We start from the raw sequence: 19,649 nt of genomic DNA, 5'->3' as shown, positions 1-19,649 counted from the left end.
GCACAGGGCGCCCTGGCCCAGACGGTCCTTTTCGACAACGGGCATGGAGAGCGTTTTGCCATAGGGGGCGACGGCCCTCTCCAGCTGTCGGGTCTGGCCGAGATCGTGCGATCCTCCGGCTCCAACGTTGCCACACTGGAGGAACCGATCGCCGATGCCACCCTCGCCAAGGCCGATGCCCTGGTGCTCTCGGGGGCCTTCACTCCTTTGAAGCCCGAAGAGATCGAGGCGGTCGTCCGCTTCATGCAGAGGGGGGGCAAAGTCGCGGTCATGCTCCACATCGCTCCGCCGCTGGCCACCCTGCTCGATCGCCTGCAGATCAGCTACACCAACGGAGTGATACGGGAAAACGAGAACGTCATCGACAACGCTCCGCTGAACTTCCGTGTCAACCGACTGGGGAGCCATCCGGTGCTGCAGGGTCTGCAAGCCTTCAGCCTTTACGGCGTATGGGGCCTGATCAATCGCGACGGCAGCTCCCGGATCATAGCCTCCACCAGTCCCAACGCCTGGATAGACTTCTACAAGGACAATATCCAGAAGAAAGAGACCACGGCGTCTTTCGGAGTCCTCATCGCGGGCGATGTCGGCAAAGGCGGCTTCCTCATCTTCGGGGATGACGCCATCTTCCAGAACAAATTTCTCGACGAGAACAATCGGGCGCTGGCTGTGAACCTGGCAACCTGGCTCAAGTAGCAATCACCGTTCAATACCAAGGAGGGAAGAGAAAATGGCACAGGCACTGGAAATCTATAAATGTGAAATCTGCGGCAACATCGTCGAGCTATTCCATGTCGGTGGAGGCGAACTGGTCTGCTGCGGGACCGAGATGACCTTGCAGGAGGCGAACACCGTCGACGCCTCCAAGGAGAAGCACGTACCGGTGATCGAGAAGGGTGACGGTACCATCACCGTCAAGGTGGGAAGCGTCCCCCACCCGATGGAGACGGTGCATTACATCGAATGGATCGAGCTGATCGCGGATAACAAGGTCTACCGGGCCATGCTGAAGCCGGGCGATGCGCCGGAGGCCACCTTCGCGGTCACCGCCGACAAGGTGACTGCCCGCGAGTTCTGCACCCTGCATGGACATTGGGAAGCGTAGTCGCGGTGGGTCCGGGGCCACTAAAGGTAGCTAGGGCACCGTCCCCCCCTTCTCCCCGGAAAGGCGAATCCCCCCTGTCCCCCCTTTGACAAGGGGGGGACGGCAGGGCGCCTTGACATGAGGACGTTGGCTCCTTCGCATGGGGCTTCGCAGGGGGTGGGCTCCTTCGACATCAGGGTCCTTCAACTTGGGGACGCTGCGAGGTTGCCAACCGGGGCTTGGGAGCCAGGTGTAACAGGGATGTGATGGACCAGAATAAAAGGAGGGGACCGGCTTGCAACCGGTCCCCTCTTTTTTCGTTCATGCCCTCTTGATCAGGATGCTCTATCCTACCTGCCGCTACGACGGTTTGCGAAGGCGGGACGGGAGGTACTCTTGCCAGGGGCTGCGGGACTTCCACCACCGGTGTTGCGACGCGGTGACGCTCCCTGCTTCGGGGCGCCCTCCTTGCGCGGGGCAGCTCCCTGCTTCGCCGCGTTGTCGTTGCGGCCTTGCGATGCTCCCGCCTTCGGCGCCTCCTTGCGGCGCTGCGGTTCGCGCGGCGGCCTGGCGAACTCCACGTCTTTTTTGGGAGCCGGCACGGTATAATCGAACCCCTCCACTCTCCGCCGGTCGATCTTCCCACCGATGGTGGTCTCGATCCGCCGCACCATCAGTTCGTCTTCCTGGGTGACCATGGTGAAGGCATCGCCGGTCTTGGCGGCCCGGCCGGTCCTGCCGATCCGGTGCGTATAGGCCTCGGGGGTGTCGGGAACGTCGTAGTTGATGACATGGGAGACGAGGGAAACGTCGATGCCGCGGGCTGCGATGTCGGTTGCCACCAGGATCTGGAAGCTGCCGTCCCGGAAACCATCGAGGGCCGCCTGCCTTCTGTTCTGGGAAAGGTTCCCCTGAAGGGAGGTCGCCTTGTAGCCGTTCTTCTCCAGCTGCTCCCCCACCCTCTTCGCCCGGTACTTGGTCTTGGTGAAGATCAGCACGCTCTCGGTGTCGGTCTGCTTCAGCAGTTCGAAGAGAAGCGGCGTCTTCAGATGCTGGCCGACAGGATACAGGGCGTGCGACACGGTCGCTGCCGGGGCGGTACGGTCCACTTGAACCGTCACCGGCCTGCGCAGGATCTCGTGGGCGAGCTTCTTGATGTCGTCCGGCATGGTGGCCGAAAAGAGCATGGTCTGCCTGGCGCTCGGGAGCACCTTCAGAATCCTCCGCACATCGGGGAGGAAACCCATGTCGAACATCTGGTCGGCCTCATCGAGCACCAGCATCTCCACCTTGGAGAGGTTCACGGTTCCTTGAGAGATGTGATCGAGCAGCCGGCCGGGGCAGGCAACCACGATCTCCGCGCCTTCTTTCAGCTTTTTGGTCTGGGTGTTTATGTTGACGCCGCCGTAGACGGAGACGCTCCTTAAACGGGTGAACTGGCCCATGGCGTTCAGGGCATCGTTGATCTGTTCAGCAAGCTCGCGGGTGGGGGCAACGACCAGTGCCCGCACGTGACCGCGCGCTCCAGCCATGAGGCGGTGCAGCATCGGCAGCCCGAAGGCGGCTGTTTTCCCGGTTCCGGTCTGGGCCAGCCCCATGACGTCCTGCCCGTCCATCACGGGGAGAATCGCCTGCTGCTGAATGGGGGTCGGGGTCTGATACCCGAGAGCCTCCACGCCGGACTGAACCTGGGGGTGAAGCTTAAACTCTTTGAAATCCACTCTTACTCCTATCTAACTGTTTGTCTGTTTTGCCACAAAAAACCCCAAGAGCCGATGAGGCCAATGGGGTCCCGTGACTAATTAAAGTCACACTATAGCATGTAAGAGGTAAAAGGTGGCGCTTTTTTTGGCCGGCTCAAGCGCCTGAGCCGTGGCGGGTCTATCGCCGGTCCTCCCCGCGACGGTCCCGGCCGTAATCCCACCGGCGGTCCCTGTCGTTGTCCGACCGATGATCCCTGTCTCTATCCCAATGTCCCCTGCGATCCTCATAGCGCTCGCCCCTGGCTCCGCTGACGACCACCGGCTGATACCAGCCCCCCCGGTAGTGCTCACGGTCATGCAGGTAGGCCCGGTATTCGCGGTCCCGGTAGTGGCGTATCTGGTCATACCGGTAGTGGCGCAGTTCATAGGGAAGCCTGCGCGGCTGCACCACGGCCCAAGGTCCACGGTAGGAATTCGAGGCATACCAGTAGCCGTCGCGGTAGACGTAGTAGCAGTTGTCCCTGTAGACCATGTCGTAGGGATTATCGACGGTGACGTAAGAGCCGAGATCCGGCGAGTATATGAAGCGCGGCGGCTCCTCCACGACCACTTGAGGTGCCGGAGCCGGGTACGCGGTAACGACTGCCGGCTGCGGCACCAACGGCACGTCGAAGTTGATGTTGAAATCGACCCTGGCTTCGGCGGTTGCCGCGGCCGCCACGACCAGAAGAACTGTTGCCACAAATACCTTTTTCATAAAATGCTCCTTCCGGCTCTGAGCCGCGCCATGCATCGCCCGCTTTGGACTTTTTCCATCCTACGGCTCCGAAGCTAACAGCGAAATGTGGATCAATTGTGGAGGAATTGAGGAATTAGCGGCAGCGGCGCAGGATGCCGTAGCGTCTTGTGAGAGGGTATGTTAAAAAGGACGTGAAGCCAGTCTCACGCTTTTGGTTTTATTCACCATTCACCTTTCACCTTTCACGCATTCGGTTAACGATGAAGATAAAGATCAAATACAAGCTTTTCCTGGCCATGCTCGCCGCTACGGGAGCGGTGGTCATCGCCATGTTCCTGATCATGCAGTGGAGCATCGGGCACGGCTTTCTCTCCTATATCAACACGATGGAAAGGGAGCGGTTCGTGAAGCTGGCCGAGGTGCTGGAGCAGTCCTATGCCGCGCGGGACAGCTGGGGATTTCTGCAGGAGGACCCGGATTCCTGGTCGAGGCTGATGGCAACCACACAGCCCCGGGACGGAGACCAGGATTGGGGCTTCCGCCCGGAGAGCGGCGCCCCCCCCCGCCCCCCCAGGTTTACCTCCATGACCGGCCAGGGGATGCCGCCGTGGTTTGCGCACCGTTTCGAGACGCGGGTCTTCCTGCTCGATGCCGACAAGCACCAGATCGCCGGCCCGCCGGGGTTGCTGAAGAGCCAGGTCGACTTCAGACGCATCATGAACGGCCGTCGCGTGGTCGGCTACCTCGGCATCCGCCCCAGGCAGCGCCTGACCGACCGGCACCAGCTCCTCTTCGTCAAGCAGCAGAAGCTGGCCCTGGCGCTCGTGGCCGGGGTGATGCTGCTGATCTCGGCGGCAATCTCCCTGCCGCTGGCCAACCGGCTGGTGCTGCCCATCAGGAGGCTCGCCGCCTCGATGCATCGCCTGGCGACGGGGGATTTCGAGACGCGGGCGACGGTCGGGCCCGAGGACGAACTCGGGCAACTGGCGCGGGACTTCAACACCCTGGCTCTCTCCCTGGAGAAAAACGAGCAGGCCCGGCGCCGCTGGGTCGCGGACATCTCCCACGAATTGCGCACCCCGCTCTCCATCCTGCGGGGAGAGATAGAGGCCGTACAGGACGGTGTGCGGCAGGCAAACCAGGAGTCGATGCGGTCGCTGCATGCCGAGGTGATGCACCTGACCCGACTGGTCGAAGACCTGTACCAGATATCCCTCTACGACATCGGCGCCCTCTCCTACCGCAAGGAGGTGCTGGACCTGCAAGAGATGCTGGAGCAGGAGGTGGAAGCCTTCCGCGGGGAGTTCGACCAGAAGGGGATCGCGCTCGATACCGACCTCGGCAGTGGGGCCGAACTTCCGGTTTTCGCCGACGCCAGCCGACTGCAGCAACTCTTCGACAACATCATGGAGAACGCGCTGAAGTACACGGATGCCGGAGGGGAAGTTTCGGTCCGTCTGCGCGATGGCGCCAAGACCGCCACCGTCGAGTTCGAAGACACCGCACCGGGAGTGCCCCGGGAGGACCTCGAGAGGCTCTTCGACCGGCTCTACCGCGTGGAGAGCTCGCGCAACCGCGCCCTTGGAGGGGCCGGGCTCGGGCTTGCCATCTGCAAGAACATCGTCGAGGCACACGAGGGGAGCATCACGGCCCACCCCTCGCCAAAGGGCGGCGTGCTGATCAGGATCGAGCTGCCGCTTACCGGGAGGAGCGTATGAACCGCGATGTACTGATCGTCGAGGACGAAGAGAAACTGGCCAGCCTGCTGGGGGACTACCTCAGGCAGTCGGGATTCGAGCCTTTGTGGGTCTCGGATGGCAACAAGGTGCTCCCGCAGGTGAGGGAGCGGATGCCGGATCTCATCCTCCTGGACCTGATGCTGCCGGGACGGGACGGCCTGGAGATCTGCAAGGAGATCCGGGCCTTTTCCCAGGTCCCCATCATCATGATCACCGCGCGGATAGAGGAGATAGACCGCCTGCTGGGCCTGGAGCTTGGGGCCGATGACTACATCTGCAAGCCCTTCAGCCCGAGGGAAGTGGTGGCGCGGGTAAAGACCGTCCTCAGGCGGGCGGGGGAGCAGCACGTACAGCCCTCCGGAGGTCTGTCCCTCGACCCCGACCGGCTCCTGGCGGTGCTGAACGGTCACAGCCTCGACCTGACCGCCGTGGAGTTCAAGCTGCTGCACTTCCTCTACCAGAACGCCGGTCGCATCTACTCCCGCACCCAGTTGATGGACAGGATCTACTCCGACCAGCGGATCGTGAGCGACCGGACCATCGACAGCCACATCAAGAAGCTCCGCAAGAAGATCGCCGCGGCCGCGCCGGACCAGGAGCTGATCCACTCCATCTACGGGGTCGGCTACAAATTCGAAAACACCTAGATTGGAAAAACCGGCACCCTCTCTCAGCTCTTCGTCCAGGGCAGGATCGCCCCCACCGCAGCTTCCCCTCGCGCAACTTCTTAAAGTCACCCAATTTTAAACAAATATAATTCCCACTATGTCTTCACCCCCTCCCCCCGGTGTCGATAAGACAAGAACTAGCAATTATAACGAGGGTAGGAGGTTCGATCGATGGAGTGGTTCAGCAATCTGAAGGTCAGGACGAGGCTTCTTTCAGCATTCCTGGTGATGTCCATCATCACCGCGGTGGTCGGCGGCATCGGCGTGAGGAACATGTCGGTCATGAGCGAAAAAGCCGACCAGATGTACGAGCGCGAACTCCTTGCGGTTGCCCACATCAAGGAAACGAGCATCAGCATCCTCCGCATGGTGAGGGCGGAAAAGAACGCGCTTCTGTCGTCTTCAACCGCTGAGCGCCAGAAGTTCGCGGCACTCCATGACGAAGCCAGGCAAAAAGCCACCGAGGAGCTCGAAAAAGCAAAACCCCTCTTCTATACGGAAAAGGGAAAGGAGCTGATGGAGAAGGTCACCAGGGAGTGGCAGGAGTACCAGCCCCTGGGTAAGAAGGTGATGGAGACGGCCCTCGCGGAAGGAGTTGAAAAGGAACGAGCCTCCGTGCAGCTGTCGAACGGAGCGGCCAAAGACAAGATCGCCGAGATCAACAAGCTGATCGACGAGGCAACCCAGGTCAAGGAGAGCAACGCCAAGAAGATCGATACCCAGACGCAGGCGCTCTACGAGGAAAGCCGCCTCTTCATGATCATCCTCATCATCGGGAGCATCTGTTTCGGGATGATCATCGGCATGATCATGACCGTGACCCTCTCCCGCCAGCTGGGCGGAGAACCCGGGTTCATAGCCGGTATCGCCGAAAGGGTGGCCGAAGGCGATCTGACCATGAAGTTCGACAACAACGGCAAGAAGGAGACCGGCATCTATGCCGCTCTCAAGGCCATGGTCATGAAACTTCAGGCTGTGGTCGGCGAGGTCACCACGGCCGCTGAAAACGTGGCGGCCGGCAGCGAGCAGATGTCGTCGAGTTCCGTCACCATGGCGCAGGGGGCCAGCGAGCAGGCGGCCGCCGCGGAAGAGGCATCGTCGTCGATGGAGCAGATGTCGGCCAACATCAAGCAGAATGCCGACAACGCGCTGCAGACCGAGAAGATCTCCGGCAAATCGGCGGTCAGCGCCCAGGAAGGGGGCGAGGCGGTCTCGCAGACCGTGCTGGCCATGAAGGAGATCGCCGGCAAGATCAACATCATCGAGGAGATCGCGAGGCAGACCAACCTCCTGGCGCTCAACGCCGCCATCGAGGCGGCACGCGCGGGAGAGCACGGCAAGGGCTTCGCGGTGGTGGCCAGCGAGGTGAGAAAGCTGGCCGAGAGGAGCCAGCGGGCTGCCTCCGAGATCTCCGAGCTCTCCACCACCAGCGTCCAGGTGGCCGAGAAGGCGGGCGAGATGCTGACCCAGATGGTGCCCGATATCCAGAAGACCGCGGAGCTGGTCCAGGAGATCACCGCCGCCAGCAGGGAGCAGGATACCGGTGCCGAACAGATCAACAAGGCGATGCAGCAGCTGGACCAGGTGATCCAGCAAAACGCCGCGGCAGCGGAAGAGATGTCCTCCACCGCCGAGGAACTCTCCAGCCAGGCGGAGCAGCTCCAAACCAGCATCTCCTTCTTTAAAGTCACCGGCACGGGCGGAAAGCCCGCACACCTTGTTTCAGGCAGGCCCGCCCAGACACAGGGCGCAGCCGCGGGCAAGAGGGGCATTCCTGCACAGCTTCAGAAAAGAAAAACCCAGGCCGGACTCTCCGTCGATCTCAACGACACCGAAACGGACTTCAAAGACGAGGGCTTCATGAGGTACTGAATCACCTCCGATGCCTTTGTGGAATGAGCCGGACCAGCCCCGACAGTAGTCGGGTGCAGGATAACAAGAAGCCCCCTACCCGTTGTCATGGAGGGGGCTTCTTGCTGCTGCCTCTTTCTGAAACCTTCGCTACTGCTTAAGTTATTCTACAAAAGATCTATCTCGCTCACCCTTACGATGAGCAGGTCCTGCCGGAAGGTCACCGTCAGCATCTCCCGGTAACCCCGCCACCAGTCACGGTCGAGTCCACCGGTCATCACCTCGTAGATCACGATGTCGTCGTGGACGGTGGTCTCCCGAGTCTCCTTCCAGATGCCCCTCGCCGGTGAGCGCATGTAGGTGGTGATGCCGCCAAAGCGCTCGGAGAGCTCGTCGCGGATCCGCAGATAGAGGTCATGCGGAAAGGGTTCTCCGTCATTGTCGTAGAGCGGCAGCAGAATCTGGACAAGGTGCATGATCCCTCTCCTGAATGAAGCCGGCTGTGCCGACGGGGCGGCAGTCGATCGATTGCTAGGGGAGGAGACCGTCGACCAGTTCCAGCACGGCCTCGTCACGGTTAAGGGTGTAGATGTGCACCCCGGGGGCTCCCCCTTCAAGGAGTTCCCGGGCCTGGCGCCTGGCGTATGCCACGCCCAGCTGCTGCACGGCAGCCGCGCCGCCGCGGGCATCCGCCTCTTCCAGCTCCTTCAGGTAGCTTTCGGGGAGCTTTGCCCCGCACAGGGAGATGATGCGCTGGATGACCTTGAGACTGACCACCGGGAGGATGCCTGGGATGATCGGCTTGTCTATCCCTACAGCGCGCGCCCTGCGCACGAAGTCGAAATAGCGGCTGTTCTCGAAGAAGAGCTGGGTGATCACGAAGTCGGCACCGTTGTCTACCTTCAGTTTCAGGAAGGCCAGATCTTCTTCCGGCCCGACTGCCTCCGGATGGACCTCGGGATAACCGGCCACGCCGATCCCCAGGGAGGGGTGGGTTTCCTTGATGAAGGAAGTCAGATCGGAGGCATGGAGCAGGGTGCGGCAGGCCGAGAACTCCGGGGAGGCATCTTTGGGAGGGTCCCCCCGCAGGGCCAGGACATTATGGATCTCCGCCTGCGCCAGGGCATCGAGAAAACTCTGCACTTCGCCCCGATAGGCCCCGATGCAGGTGAGATGGGCCATGGTTTCCAGCCCGTAGCCGTTTTTCAGCCGGGTGACGATCTCCAGCGTGTCGCCTTTGGTGCTGCCACCCGCGCCATAGGTGACGGAGGCGAAAAGCGGGTCGAGCTGCGCCAGCCGCCCCGCGATCCTGAAAAATGCCGGCCACTCCGATTTATCTTTAGGGGGGAAGAACTCGAGGGAAATGAACTGCTTCCCTTGCGCCATCTTCTCAATGATTCTCATGCCTTCTCCGACAAGTTTTATTCGTGCGAACCTCGTTCTACACAAGGGATCCAACCTTGCCATAATACCATCGGAAAATAAACTTTTTTATCGGCACCGGGGGAGTTCTTCGCCGTCTCGGCCGCCGCGGCCCAGGGTTAGAAAAAGGCGTTGCCGCAACATCGGCAAAAATGCTATAACTTGAACGTTCATGAACCACAGGGACACCCTGTGGTTTTTCATTTTCAGCAAGGGAGCAGAAACAGCAATGATCAGCGCATCAAACATCACCCTCGCCTACGGCAAGAGGGTGCTCTTCAAGGACGTCAACATAAAGTTCATGCCGGGCAACTGCTACGGCCTCATCGGCGCCAATGGGGCCGGTAAATCGACCTTCCTCAAGATCCTGTCAGGGGAGATCGATGCCGACAAGGGCGAGGTCTCGGCCGGCAAGGGGAGGATCGCGGTCCTCAAGCAGGACCACTTCGCCTACGACGAGCACACCGTCTTCAACACCGTGATCATGGGGCACAAGAAGCTCTACGAGGTGATGTCCGAGCGCGAGGTGATCTACTCCAAGCCCGAGTTCTCCGAGGAGGACGGTATCCGTTCCGCCGAACTGGAAGCCGAGTTTGCCGAGATGAACGGTTACGAGGCGGAGTCGGAGGCCGCGGTGCTGCTGAACGGCCTCGGCATCCCCGAGGAGATGCGCGGCAAGCTGATGAAGGAGCTGGAGGGCGGCGACAAGGTGCGCGTTCTCCTGGCCCAGGCACTCTTCGGGAACCCCGACGTCCTCCTTTTGGACGAGCCGACCAACCACCTCGACCTGAAATCCATCTCCTGGCTGGAGGACTTTCTCTTCCGCTTCCAGAACACGGTCATCGTCGTCTCCCACGACCGTCACTTCCTGAACCAGGTCTGCACCCACATCGCCGACATCGATTTCAGCCGCATCCAGGTCTACGTCGGCAACTACGACTTCTGGTACCAGGCGAGCCAGCTGCAGCTCAAGCAGCGCCAGGACGATAACCGCAAGGTCACCGACAAGGCCAACGAGCTGAAGGAATTCATCCAGCGCTTCAGCTCCAACGCCTCGAAGGCGAAGCAGGCGACCTCCAGGAAGAGGCTCCTGGAGAAGCTGACCATCGAGGACATGCCGGTGTCATCGAGGAAGTACCCGTACGTGGTCTTCAAGCCGGAGCGTCCCTGCGGCGACATCATCCTCGAGGTGAAGGGGCTTTGCAAGAGCGTGGACGGCGTGCAGGTTCTGAAGGATTTCGACCTGATGGTGAGAAAGGGCGACAAGATCGCCTTCGTCGGCGGGAACTCGGTCGCCAAGACCACCCTCTTCCAGATCCTGGCCGGCGAGCTCGAGCCCGATGCCGGGACCTTCCGCTGGGGTGTCACCATCACCCACGCCTACTTCCCGAAAGAGAACAACGAGTACTTCCAGAGCGATCTGAACCTGATCGAGTGGCTGGGGCAGTATTCCCCCCCCACCGAAGGCGAGAGCTTCGCGCGCGGCTTCCTGGGAAGGATGCTCTTCTCCGGAGACGAGGCCACCAAGAAGACCAGCGTCCTCTCCGGCGGCGAGAGGGTGCGCTGCATGCTCTCCAGGATGATGCTGAGCGGATCGAACGCCCTGATCCTGGACGAGCCGACCAACCACCTCGACCTCGAGTCGATCACCGCGCTGAACAACGGACTCATCTCCTTCAGCGAGGTGGTATTCTTCGCCTCCCACGACCACCAGTTCGTCTCGACCGTGGCCAACAGGATCATAGAGCTCACCCCGAACGGGTACATCGACCGGATCATGAACTTCGACGATTACCTGGAAGACGCCGACGTCACCGCGGCCCGCGAGGCACTGTCCAACGGCCACGCGGAGCTGAGGCTGTAAAAGAAGCTCACCACAGAGGAAACACAGAGGAAAGCTTTAAAATCCATCTAAATGCGTGCCGCGACAGGCTCAGCACGAACGGCCGGTCACGGTCTCGAACGGTAAAGCAATCAACGGACATGCTTAGGCCATCCCAGCACTAACGGGAACCCACCGTCTACTCTATTTCCTCATCGCCGTTCACCCTGAGCTTGTCGAAGGGTGCGAAAGGCTTTTTAAATACAAGAGGGGCACGGAGCTCACGAAGGAAGGATTTAGCTTTTCCTCTGTGAACCTCTGTGCCCCTCTGTGGTATTGCTCTTCTTCTTTTTAGGCGGTCTTCAGCACGATCTTCCCGAAGTGCTTGTCCTGTTCCATCATCCTGTGCGCCTCTACCACCTCGTCCATCGGGAAGACCTTCTCGATGATCGGCACCACCGACCTGTCCGCGAACTTGGGCAGGGCGCGACGCACGAACTCCGCCACGATCTCCCCCTTCTCCGAAACAGGCCGCGATCTCAGCACGCTGCCGATGATCTGCTGGCGCTTCACCATCATGAGCGCCAGGTTAAGCTCGGCCTTGATCCCCGAGATGACCCCGATGATCACCAGCCTCCCCTTGTAGCCCAGCGAGTTCATGTTCGGCGCCAGGTACTTGGCCCCCACGTGGTCAAGGATGACGTCGACCCCTTTCTTGTTGGTGAATTCCTTCACGGCCTCGCTGAAGTCCGGCGTCTCCTTGAAGTTGATCACCAGATCCGCGCCCAAGGCCTTCACCCGGTCCATCTTCTCCGGCGAAGCGGTCACGATCAGCTTGGCGTTCGGCGTCAGCGCCTTGCAGAGTTGGATGGCAGCGGTGTTGACGCCGCCGCCGCCGCCGTGGAGGATCGCGGTGTTGCCGTCCTTAAGCCCGCCGATGATGAAGACGTTGAGGAAGGCGGTGATGTAGGACTCACATACGCAGGCGGCCTCCTCGAAGCTCATGGACTCCGGGATCGGCATCAGGTGATTGGCATAGGCCACGGCATGCTCGGCGTACCCCCCGCCCCCTACCAGCGACATGACGCGGTCGCCGACCTTCCAGCCGGTGACGCCCGGACCGAGCTCCTCGACCACGCCGGCCACCTCGAGCCCGAGGATTTCCGAATCGCCCGGAGGGGGCGGATACTTTCCTTCCCTCTGCACCAGGTCGGGGCGATTGATGGAGGTGGCATGCACCCGCACCAGAACCTCGTTCTCTTTCGGAGAGGGCTTCTGCGTCTCCCCGACCTTCAAAACATCCACTCCTCCGAAACCATCAATCAAAACAGCCTTCATAATTTTCCGCCTCCCGGTTGGATCGAATTAAAAGAACAACGGTTGCCTATAGCGTAAACAGCGCCAGACACTATCTCAAAAATGTGCTCCTTTAATCAATGGAATTTTTATGAGGGGGGAAGAATCAGCGGAACTTTATGGCCACGCCCCTTGCCTGGATGTGGCTGGTGGGATAGAAGAGGTAGGTGTGGCGTTCGATGGTCACTTCGGGGAGTACGACGGCGTCGGCTCCTATCCTGGCGGCTTCCTGACGGAGCGCGGTGAAGGCCCAGCTGTAGTCGTCGGGGGTGAGGTCTTCGGGGGAACCATAGCGGTTGCGGCGTACCTCGATGTTGGCCACCTTCTCGTAGGGACGCAGAATTTCATCCTGCGCCAGGATAGGCGGTATCCCTTCCGTGTGGACCGTTACACTGGCACAACCGCTGCTGAGAGAGACGGCGCATACGAGGAGACAGGGGAGTAAGAGACGCCTCATTATGTCGGCAGCACCAGCCATGTTCCTGCTCCTCATAAGCTAACTGCCCATACATGCTGGAATTCCGTTACAGTTTAATGTCATTTTCCCACTTTACAACACTCTTTTGGCCGTGATACTATTCCACGTTTTCATCACTAAACATGATTGAAAGGAAGCAGCCATGTCAGGCCATAATAAATGGAGCACCATCAAGCACAAAAAAGGCGCCGCTGATGCCAAGCGCGGCAAGGTATTCACCAAGCTGATCAAGGAAATCACCGTTGCCGCTAAACTCGGCGGAGGAGACCCGGACGGGAACCCGCGCCTGAGGACGGCTATCGATAAGGCCAAAGCCGAGAACATGCCCAAGGACAACGTCGAGCGCGCCATCAAGAAAGGCGTCGGCGGGCTGGAGGGTACCACCTACGAGGAGACCACCTACGAAGGGTACGGCCCCGGCGGGACCGCGGTGCTGGTCGAGGTAATGACCGACAACCGCAACCGCACCGTCTCCGACGTACGGAGCACCTTCAGCAAGTGCAACGGCAACATGGGCGAAGCCGGTTGCGTCTCCTGGCTCTTCGACAAGAAAGGCCTCCTGGTCTTCCCCAGCACGACCGATTTCGACAAACTCTTCGAAGCCGCCATCGAGGCCGGTGCCGACGACGTGACCGATGAAGGCGAGCAGTACGAAGTGCTGACCGAGCCCTCCGCCTTCACCGAGGTCAGGAATGCCCTGGAAGCCGCCGGATTCAAGGCGGAATCGGCCGAGGTGACCATGATCCCGCAGACCATGGTGAAACTGGAAGGGAAGCAGGCCGAGAGCATGCTGAAGCTTATGGACCGTCTGGAAGACAACGACGACGTCCAGAACGTCTACGCCAACTTCGACATCTCCGAAGAAGAGATGGAAAAGATGATGTAGTTCCGATGGACAGTGAGGTTTACAGCGCGGCAGTGTGAAAGGTGATCCCTCACCCTTTTCGCCTGCCGCGTTTTCTTTAGCCGAAGCCTCACACGGGTGAACAGCATGAAGGATAAGGACGACGTAGACAGCCAGTGCTGCCAGTGACTGCGCATGCGTGTCAGAGAATGAGCACCACCAAAGAGTTTAAAGGCGCGCCCAAATGATTATTCTAGGAATCGATCCAGGCTCCCGGATCACCGGTTACGGTCTCATCTCCAAGCAGGGAAACCGCCTGGTCCACATCGACAACGGCGCCATCTTCACCAAAAGCGCACAAGACTTCCCTCAGCGCCTCGAGCAGATCTTCAGCGGCCTCTCCACGATCATTGCGCAGTACAAGCCGACAGCCGTGGCCGTGGAAAACGTCTTCCTGGCCAAGAACGCCCAGAGCGCGCTGAAGCTAGGTCAGGCACGCGGAGCCGCCATCGTGGCAGCAGTGAGCGTAGGGCTCCCGGTACACGAGTACACAGCCCTCCAGGTGAAGCAGGCCGTAGTGGGTACCGGCCGGGCCGAGAAGGCCCAGGTACAGCAGATGATCAAGGCGCTCCTGAACCTGCCGGAAGTGGCCCAGGAAGATGCCTCCGACGCCCTGGCCGTAGCCATCTGTCACGCCCACTCCTCCACGATCAACTCCCTGCTGCGTGGATAAACTGGCTTAGTCTTGCAGCCTTAGACTTGCGGTTTTAGTTTTTACCCTTCACCATTCACCCTTCACCTTTCACAGGTTTTTAGTTTTTACCATTCACCATTCACCTTTCACCATTCACGGGTTTTTACAATGATCGCTCTTCTCACCGGAAAGATTGCCTACAAGGCCCCCGACTTCATCATCCTCGACGTGAACGGCGTCGGCTACAGGGTGCAGATCCCCTTCTCCACCTACTATGCCCTCCCCGCCGAAGGCGCGATGGTCTCGCTGCAGATCCACACCTCCGTCAAGGAAGACGCCATCAACCTCTACGGCTTCAGGACCCAGCAGGAGAAGGAGATATTCCAGCTACTGATCGGCGTCTCCGGAGTCGGACCCAAGCTCGCCAACGGCATCCTCTCCAACAGCGAGCCCTCCGAACTGGCAGGTTCACTGGTCGAAGGAAACCTCGCCCGCCTCTCGGCCATCCCCGGCATAGGGAAGAAGACCGCGGAGCGCCTGGTCCTTGAGCTGAAGGAGAAGGTGAAGAAGCTCGGCATGGCCCAGCCGCAGCCGAACACCGCACCGGTTGCCGCGAAGCAGGAGATCAGGGAAGACGTCCTCTCCGCCCTCATCAACCTCGGCTACAAGGAGAACGTGGTACAGAAAGCCTTGAGCGAGGTAAAGATCGCCGAAGACGCCACGGTGGAGAACATCCTGAAGCAGGCCCTCAAGATTCTCATGAAGTGACCCCTCCAGTTCCGGCGCCCGCCACTGCCCGCGCCTTCACGGGCCGGTTGTCGAGAGGAAAGGACAGCGGTGAGTGTCACTGGGAGGCGGGAAGAAAGAATGTACCGTCGTCGGGAGGTTCGAGACCGAAAGAGCCGCAGATGGCAGCTATGAAATCGATCATGGGGGGATGAGGCATCGCCGAATCGGCGAGGATCAGGGTCCTCTTTCGGCTGTGGTTGAAGCCATGGACGCGATGTTCACAGAGTGTCCCCTCCTCAAGGTACTTCTGGACCAGGTCTCTCGACATCAGGGCTATGCCGTCCCCCTCCATGATCGACTCGATGATGACATGCAGGTCGTCATAGATCACCGTCCTGGTGAACTCCGAGACGTTGCGCCCCATGACACGCATGTTCAGCGTCAGGAACTTCCAGGAGCAGCACTCCTCCTTTCTCCGATAAAGCCGCTGGCTCAACAACTCGTCCACATCCAACCAGGGGGTGGAAAGCCGTAGCGAGGGTGAGCTCACGAAAACCAGCTCGTCTCCCGGCAGAGACAGGGTCCTGTACCTCGAAAGCTCGATCCCCTCCCAGTGCTCTATCACTATCAAGTCCAGCCGGTTTTCCCGCAGCCCTTGCAGCGCCTTGTGAGGCATCTCCAGGGAGACCTTCAACTCCTTCAGGCTGTTGTACTTCTCCATGTATCCCTTCAGAATCCCGGGCATCCTGACTATCCCGAAAGGCCGCGTACACGCGAAGGAGATGGGCGGGATCTCGGCTGTCCCTTCCAGTTGGCGCACCAGCGCCTCCTCGAGCGCCAGGATCTTCCTCGCCTGTGCGATCACAAGCTTTCCCGCCTCGGTAGGTTTCATCACCGCCCCGGAGCGATCCAGAAGCGCGCAGCCGTAATCCTCCTCAAGAAATTTCACCCTCCGTGAAACGGCCGACTGGGTGACAAAGAGCTTGCCGGCGGCCTTGGAAAAGCTCCCCGTCCCAACCACCTCTAATAAAGTTTTCAAATTTAATGAGTCCATATTCCCGACCCCGCCTGTCGTATGCGTTTACAGCATAGTTTCGTGAGAATTACTCACTTTACATTCAAAAAGCCATATATTTATATACTACTTGTTGCACAGAGTCAAGAAGATGGACGTCGGCCGTCGGGCCAGGTCCACCGGCAGTGGAGCAACAGATCCCGCTCAGGGATGGGAGTCTGAAAAGGGGGTATAGAGCGGCAAGAAACGGAGAGGAGAGGTATCGCAACGCTGAGGTAACCAAGACAGGTACTAAAGGGAGAATGAGATGGAATTGGAAAATGTAAAATTTGGGCTTTCACTGGCTACGGGGATGCTGTTCATCATGTTCGCATTTTTTGCCAGCTACTACACGCTGTATGAGATCTCGCTCAACCAGGCCCTGAAGGGATCACGGAAGTATCTGTGGTCTGCCGTGGCGCTCTTTTTGCCAGGCGTCGGACCGTTCACATACTACCTGCTCGTCAAGAAACCGGAATATTCCGGGAGCGCGCAGAGGTAACTGTGGCGCACTGTTGAAGGTTTTGAGCTCAATTACTACAGGAGATGAAGTGTGCACTCCCCATATAGATTATTAGTACTGGTTTTTATATTATTCAGCTCTTCGTTGCCGTCTTACGCCTCACAGGGGATGGCCATCGACCCGGCCACCTGTCTCGGATGCCACAGCGACAAGATCCACGCCACGACCTTTGCCGCCTCCGTCCACGGCAAGAACGCCTGCACCAGTTGCCATGTGGAGATCGTCGATCTGGCCAAGCACATGCGGGGCGAGATCAAGGTGGAAAAGGTGAAATGCGTGCGCTGCCACAAGAAGGAAGCCGCAGAGCATTTCGCCAGCGTCCACATGCTGCATGACATCCAATGCGCGGACTGCCACACCGACATTCATTCCCACACCTACTGGAAAAAGGACAAGCGCAGCGTCGTCGCCAAGTGCATCCAGTGCCACGACAAGGAGTCGGTCTACCGGCAATCGGCACACGGCAAGGCCGTCGCTGCCGGAAACCAGGACTCCGCCGCCTGCAACGATTGTCACAATCTCCATGAGATCAAGCCGGTGGGAAGCCGGGCCACCCACGAAAACAGGGAGTTCCACACCAAGGTCTGCCTGAAGTGCCACGGCGACGAGAAGATGATGCGTCGCAACGGCGTGCTGACGGTGGCGGTGCAGACCTACATGGAGAGCTACCACGGCAAGAACTTCCGCCTCGGTTACCCGGAAAAGGTGGCAGGCTGCGCCGATTGTCACACCGCGCATGCCGTTCTGCCGGCGAAGGACGCGGCCTCCAGCGTGAACCCTGACAACCTGGTCAAGACCTGCGGGCAGTGCCACCACAAGGCCAGCGTGCTCTTCACCAAGTACTACCCCCACGGCGAGCATGGCGACCGCGAGAAATATCCTGTCCTCTTCTGGACTTTCCTGGCCATGACCGGACTGCTGGTCTCGACCTTCGCCGTGTTCTGGCTGCACACCCTTTTATGGCTGTTCCGCGGTTTCGTGGAAAACCGGGAGAAGCAGGCGGCCGTGGAGAACGGGGCCGAACTGCATCCGGTTGCCGACGGACACAAACAGTACCGCCGCTTCAGCAGGCGCCACATCTTCCTGCATCTGCTGGTCATCACCAGCTTCCTCGGTCTGGCCCTCACTGGGCTGCCGCTCAAATTCAGCAACCAGGAATGGGCCAAGATGCTGATGTACATCTATGGCGGCAGCACCAATGCAGGGTTGATCCACAGGGGCTGCGCGGGCATCACCTTCGTCTATTTCATGTCGGCGGTGGTGATGAGCATTCATTTCCTCTTTATCCGCAAGGACATCCGCGGGAACTTCCTGCAGCGCCTGTTCGGCCCCGACTCCCTCTGCCCGAACCTGCGCGACCTGAAGGACGTGGCTGGCATGGTGAAGTGGTTCGCCTTCCAGGGTCCCAAGCCGACCTTCGAGCGCTGGACTTACTGGGAGAAGTTCGACTTCATCGCGGTCTTCTGGGGTATGTTCGCCATCGGCGGGTCCGGGCTGATGCTGTGGTTCCCGCAGTTCTTCGGCAGCTTCCTCCCCGGATGGGCCTTCAACGTGGCCACCATCATCCACTCCGACGAGGCACTGCTCGCCACCGGCTTCATATTCACCGTGCACTTCTTCAACACCCACGGCCGTCCGGAGAAGTTCCCCATGGACTTCGTAATCTTCAACGGCCAGCTCTCCAAGCACGAATTCATCGAGGAGCGTGGAGACCAGTGGAAGCGGTACGAGGAGCAGGGGATAACCGAACGCTTCAAGGCCGACAAGATGAGCGGGGTGGTCTACGACTTCTTCTTCAAGGGGTTCGGCTTCCTGGCGCTCTTCACCGGCATCGCCCTTCTGGGCATGATGATTTATGCCTTTATAGCACCGCACTAACCGGCGCTGCCTGATGTCAGGCCCCCGTGCCGGCTCCTTTCCCAAGGGCCGGCACGGGGAGTTTGTGCGCCTCCCTCCCCGCCTCCCCTCCTAATCCGTTTCCCCGACAGGGTATCGCACCTTGCCAACATCCACCCAGGAAAATAAGGAAATTGCAATGAGTAACAAGAGAATTTTGATCGTCGACGATGAGAAGCTGATCTCCTGGTCCCTGGCGTCGTGGCTCAAGAAGGACGGGTACCAAGTCACTACCGCTGACACAGGAAAGGGAGGACTTAGCATATTAAAGGAGTTCAATCCGGCCCTGGTCATGCTGGACATCTCCCTCCCGGACATAAACGGTCTCGAACTGCTGAAGAGGTTCAAAGCACACAACCCCGAGGTGCATGTCATCATGATGACCGCCTATGCCAACGCCGACTCGGCGGTACAGGCGCTGAAGGACGGCGCGGAAGACTATTTCGGCAAGCCTTTCAGCATGGAGGCTGTCAGCCGGGTGGTGGCTCGGGCTTTCGAAAAGAGGCGCCTTACGACCGAGGCGGACCTCTTTCGCAGGGATCTGCGCAAGAAGTCGGAGCGCACCAAGCTGATCGGCAATAGCCAGGGGATGATCGAGGTCTTCAAGATGATCAGGGTCTGCGCCGATGCGGACGTCAAGACCGTCCTCGTAACCGGCGAAAGCGGCACAGGGAAGGAGCTGGTGGCCCAGGCCATCCATTACCACAGCGCCCGCGCCAACGCCCCCTTCATCGAGGTCAACTGCGCATCGATCCCCGAAAACCTCCTGGAGAACGAACTTTTCGGACACGAGAAGGGGGCCTACACAGACGCCGGCGGGAGGCACAAGGGGGTCTTCGAGATGGCCCATGGGGGGACTCTCTTTCTCGACGAGATCGGGGACATGCCCTATCCCATGCAGGCCAAGGTACTCAAGGCCATCGAGGCCAAACGCTTCCGGCGGCTGGGCGGGGTCGAGGATGTGGACGCCGATGTCCGCATCATATCGGCCACCCACCAGAACCTCCCTGAAATGGTGAGAAACGGGAAGTTCAGGGGCGATCTCTT

At 59.8% G+C, this 19,649-nt stretch carries 19 protein-coding genes; 12 read left to right on the top strand and 7 right to left on the bottom strand.

Translation table 11 applies throughout. The annotated features are described in order from the left end of the window. Both AC11W3_RS06900 and AC11W3_RS06895 read left to right on the top strand, forming a co-directional pair. Positions 1-696, top strand: a 696-nt coding sequence (locus tag AC11W3_RS06900) for a DUF4350 domain-containing protein (RefSeq protein WP_484092707.1), incomplete at its 5' end; no start/stop codon positions are given. Between the two features lie 34 nt (positions 697-730). Then, positions 731-1,105, top strand: a complete 375-nt coding sequence (locus AC11W3_RS06895) for a desulfoferrodoxin (protein ID WP_484090002.1) — start codon at positions 731-733, stop codon at positions 1,103-1,105. Between the two features lie 329 nt (positions 1,106-1,434). Here AC11W3_RS06895 and AC11W3_RS06890 read toward each other — a convergent pair whose 3' ends face one another. Both AC11W3_RS06890 and AC11W3_RS06885 read right to left on the bottom strand, forming a co-directional pair. Further along, positions 1,435-2,805 carry a DEAD/DEAH box helicase gene (locus tag AC11W3_RS06890; protein ID WP_484090001.1) on the bottom strand — a complete coding sequence of 457 codons (1,371 nt, stop codon included), beginning with the start codon at positions 2,803-2,805 and terminating at the stop codon, positions 1,435-1,437. A 160-nt stretch (positions 2,806-2,965) separates the two neighbouring features. Further along, the gene (locus AC11W3_RS06885) at positions 2,966-3,544 is read right to left on the bottom strand and encodes a hypothetical protein (RefSeq protein ID WP_484092706.1); all 579 of its coding nucleotides are present in this window, start codon (positions 3,542-3,544) and stop codon (positions 2,966-2,968) included. Positions 3,545-3,786: 242 nt separating this feature from the next. Here AC11W3_RS06885 and AC11W3_RS06880 point away from each other — a divergent pair, with 242 nt between their 5' ends. The 3 genes from AC11W3_RS06880 (at position 3,787) to AC11W3_RS06870 (ending at position 7,805) form a co-directional block, all read left to right on the top strand. Continuing rightward, the gene (locus AC11W3_RS06880; RefSeq protein ID WP_484092705.1) at positions 3,787-5,244 is read left to right on the top strand and encodes an ATP-binding protein; all 1,458 of its coding nucleotides are present in this window, start codon (positions 3,787-3,789) and stop codon (positions 5,242-5,244) included. Further along, positions 5,241-5,912: a response regulator gene (locus AC11W3_RS06875; protein WP_484089998.1), complete on the top strand. Its 672-nt coding sequence runs from the start codon at positions 5,241-5,243 to the stop codon at positions 5,910-5,912. Before AC11W3_RS06880 ends, AC11W3_RS06875 begins: the two co-directional genes overlap by 4 nt. 192 nt (positions 5,913-6,104) lie before the next feature. Next, positions 6,105-7,805 (top strand): methyl-accepting chemotaxis protein, encoded by a 1,701-nt coding sequence (locus tag AC11W3_RS06870; protein ID WP_484089997.1) that lies wholly within the window; start codon positions 6,105-6,107, stop codon positions 7,803-7,805. Positions 7,806-7,951: 146 nt separating this feature from the next. On the opposite strand, the gene AC11W3_RS06865 is transcribed toward AC11W3_RS06870, so the two are convergent. Together AC11W3_RS06865 and AC11W3_RS06860 are read right to left on the bottom strand one after the other, a co-directional pair. Then, a complete protein-coding gene (locus AC11W3_RS06865; protein ID WP_484092704.1) occupies positions 7,952-8,260 on the bottom strand; it encodes a hypothetical protein in 309 nt (102 codons plus the stop codon). Positions 8,261-8,315: 55 nt separating this feature from the next. Further along, positions 8,316-9,188 carry a methylenetetrahydrofolate reductase gene (locus AC11W3_RS06860; RefSeq protein ID WP_484092703.1) on the bottom strand — a complete coding sequence of 291 codons (873 nt, stop codon included), beginning with the start codon at positions 9,186-9,188 and terminating at the stop codon, positions 8,316-8,318. Between the two features lie 247 nt (positions 9,189-9,435). Between AC11W3_RS06860 and AC11W3_RS06855 the strand changes: the two genes are divergently transcribed. After that, complete coding sequence (locus AC11W3_RS06855; protein ID WP_484089994.1) at positions 9,436-11,070, top strand: ABC-F family ATP-binding cassette domain-containing protein; 1,635 nt, start codon at positions 9,436-9,438, stop codon at positions 11,068-11,070. A gap of 309 nt (positions 11,071-11,379) precedes the next feature. Here the strand turns inward: AC11W3_RS06855 and AC11W3_RS06850 are convergent, their stop codons facing one another. Further along, complete coding sequence (locus AC11W3_RS06850) at positions 11,380-12,366, bottom strand: NAD(P)H-quinone oxidoreductase (protein ID WP_484092702.1); 987 nt, start codon at positions 12,364-12,366, stop codon at positions 11,380-11,382. Between the two features lie 124 nt (positions 12,367-12,490). Next, positions 12,491-12,862, bottom strand: coding sequence for a hypothetical protein (locus tag AC11W3_RS06845; protein ID WP_484089992.1), 372 nt, complete (start codon positions 12,860-12,862; stop codon positions 12,491-12,493). A 142-nt stretch (positions 12,863-13,004) separates the two neighbouring features. Between AC11W3_RS06845 and AC11W3_RS06840 the strand changes: the two genes are divergently transcribed. The 3 genes from AC11W3_RS06840 to ruvA all read left to right on the top strand — a co-directional run bounded on the left by AC11W3_RS06840 (position 13,005) and on the right by ruvA (position 15,168). Continuing rightward, complete coding sequence (locus AC11W3_RS06840; RefSeq protein WP_484089991.1) at positions 13,005-13,748, top strand: YebC/PmpR family DNA-binding transcriptional regulator; 744 nt, start codon at positions 13,005-13,007, stop codon at positions 13,746-13,748. A gap of 202 nt (positions 13,749-13,950) precedes the next feature. Beyond that, positions 13,951-14,439, top strand: a complete 489-nt coding sequence (ruvC, locus tag AC11W3_RS06835) for a crossover junction endodeoxyribonuclease RuvC (RefSeq protein WP_484089990.1) — start codon at positions 13,951-13,953, stop codon at positions 14,437-14,439. Between the two features lie 129 nt (positions 14,440-14,568). Continuing rightward, positions 14,569-15,168: a Holliday junction branch migration protein RuvA gene (gene ruvA / locus AC11W3_RS06830; protein WP_484092701.1), complete on the top strand. Its 600-nt coding sequence runs from the start codon at positions 14,569-14,571 to the stop codon at positions 15,166-15,168. Positions 15,169-15,244: 76 nt separating this feature from the next. Here the strand turns inward: ruvA and AC11W3_RS06825 are convergent, their stop codons facing one another. After that, positions 15,245-16,183: a multiheme cytochrome-associated LysR family transcriptional regulator gene (locus AC11W3_RS06825; RefSeq protein ID WP_484092700.1), complete on the bottom strand. Its 939-nt coding sequence runs from the start codon at positions 16,181-16,183 to the stop codon at positions 15,245-15,247. A 268-nt stretch (positions 16,184-16,451) separates the two neighbouring features. Here AC11W3_RS06825 and AC11W3_RS06820 point away from each other — a divergent pair, with 268 nt between their 5' ends. The 3 genes from AC11W3_RS06820 to AC11W3_RS06810 form a co-directional block, all read left to right on the top strand. Next, complete coding sequence (locus tag AC11W3_RS06820) at positions 16,452-16,685, top strand: hypothetical protein (RefSeq protein ID WP_484089987.1); 234 nt, start codon at positions 16,452-16,454, stop codon at positions 16,683-16,685. A gap of 129 nt (positions 16,686-16,814) precedes the next feature. Further along, positions 16,815-18,584: a cytochrome c3 family protein gene (locus tag AC11W3_RS06815; RefSeq protein WP_484090012.1), complete on the top strand. Its 1,770-nt coding sequence runs from the start codon at positions 16,815-16,817 to the stop codon at positions 18,582-18,584. A gap of 157 nt (positions 18,585-18,741) precedes the next feature. Continuing rightward, positions 18,742-19,649 (top strand): sigma-54-dependent transcriptional regulator (locus tag AC11W3_RS06810; protein ID WP_484092699.1); only part of this gene is annotated, 908 nt, incomplete at its 3' end.

This window comes from Geomonas sp., assembly GCF_056994735.1.
The sequence above is the reverse complement of the archived record's forward strand: the minus strand, read 5'-3'. Positions and strand labels throughout refer to the sequence as shown.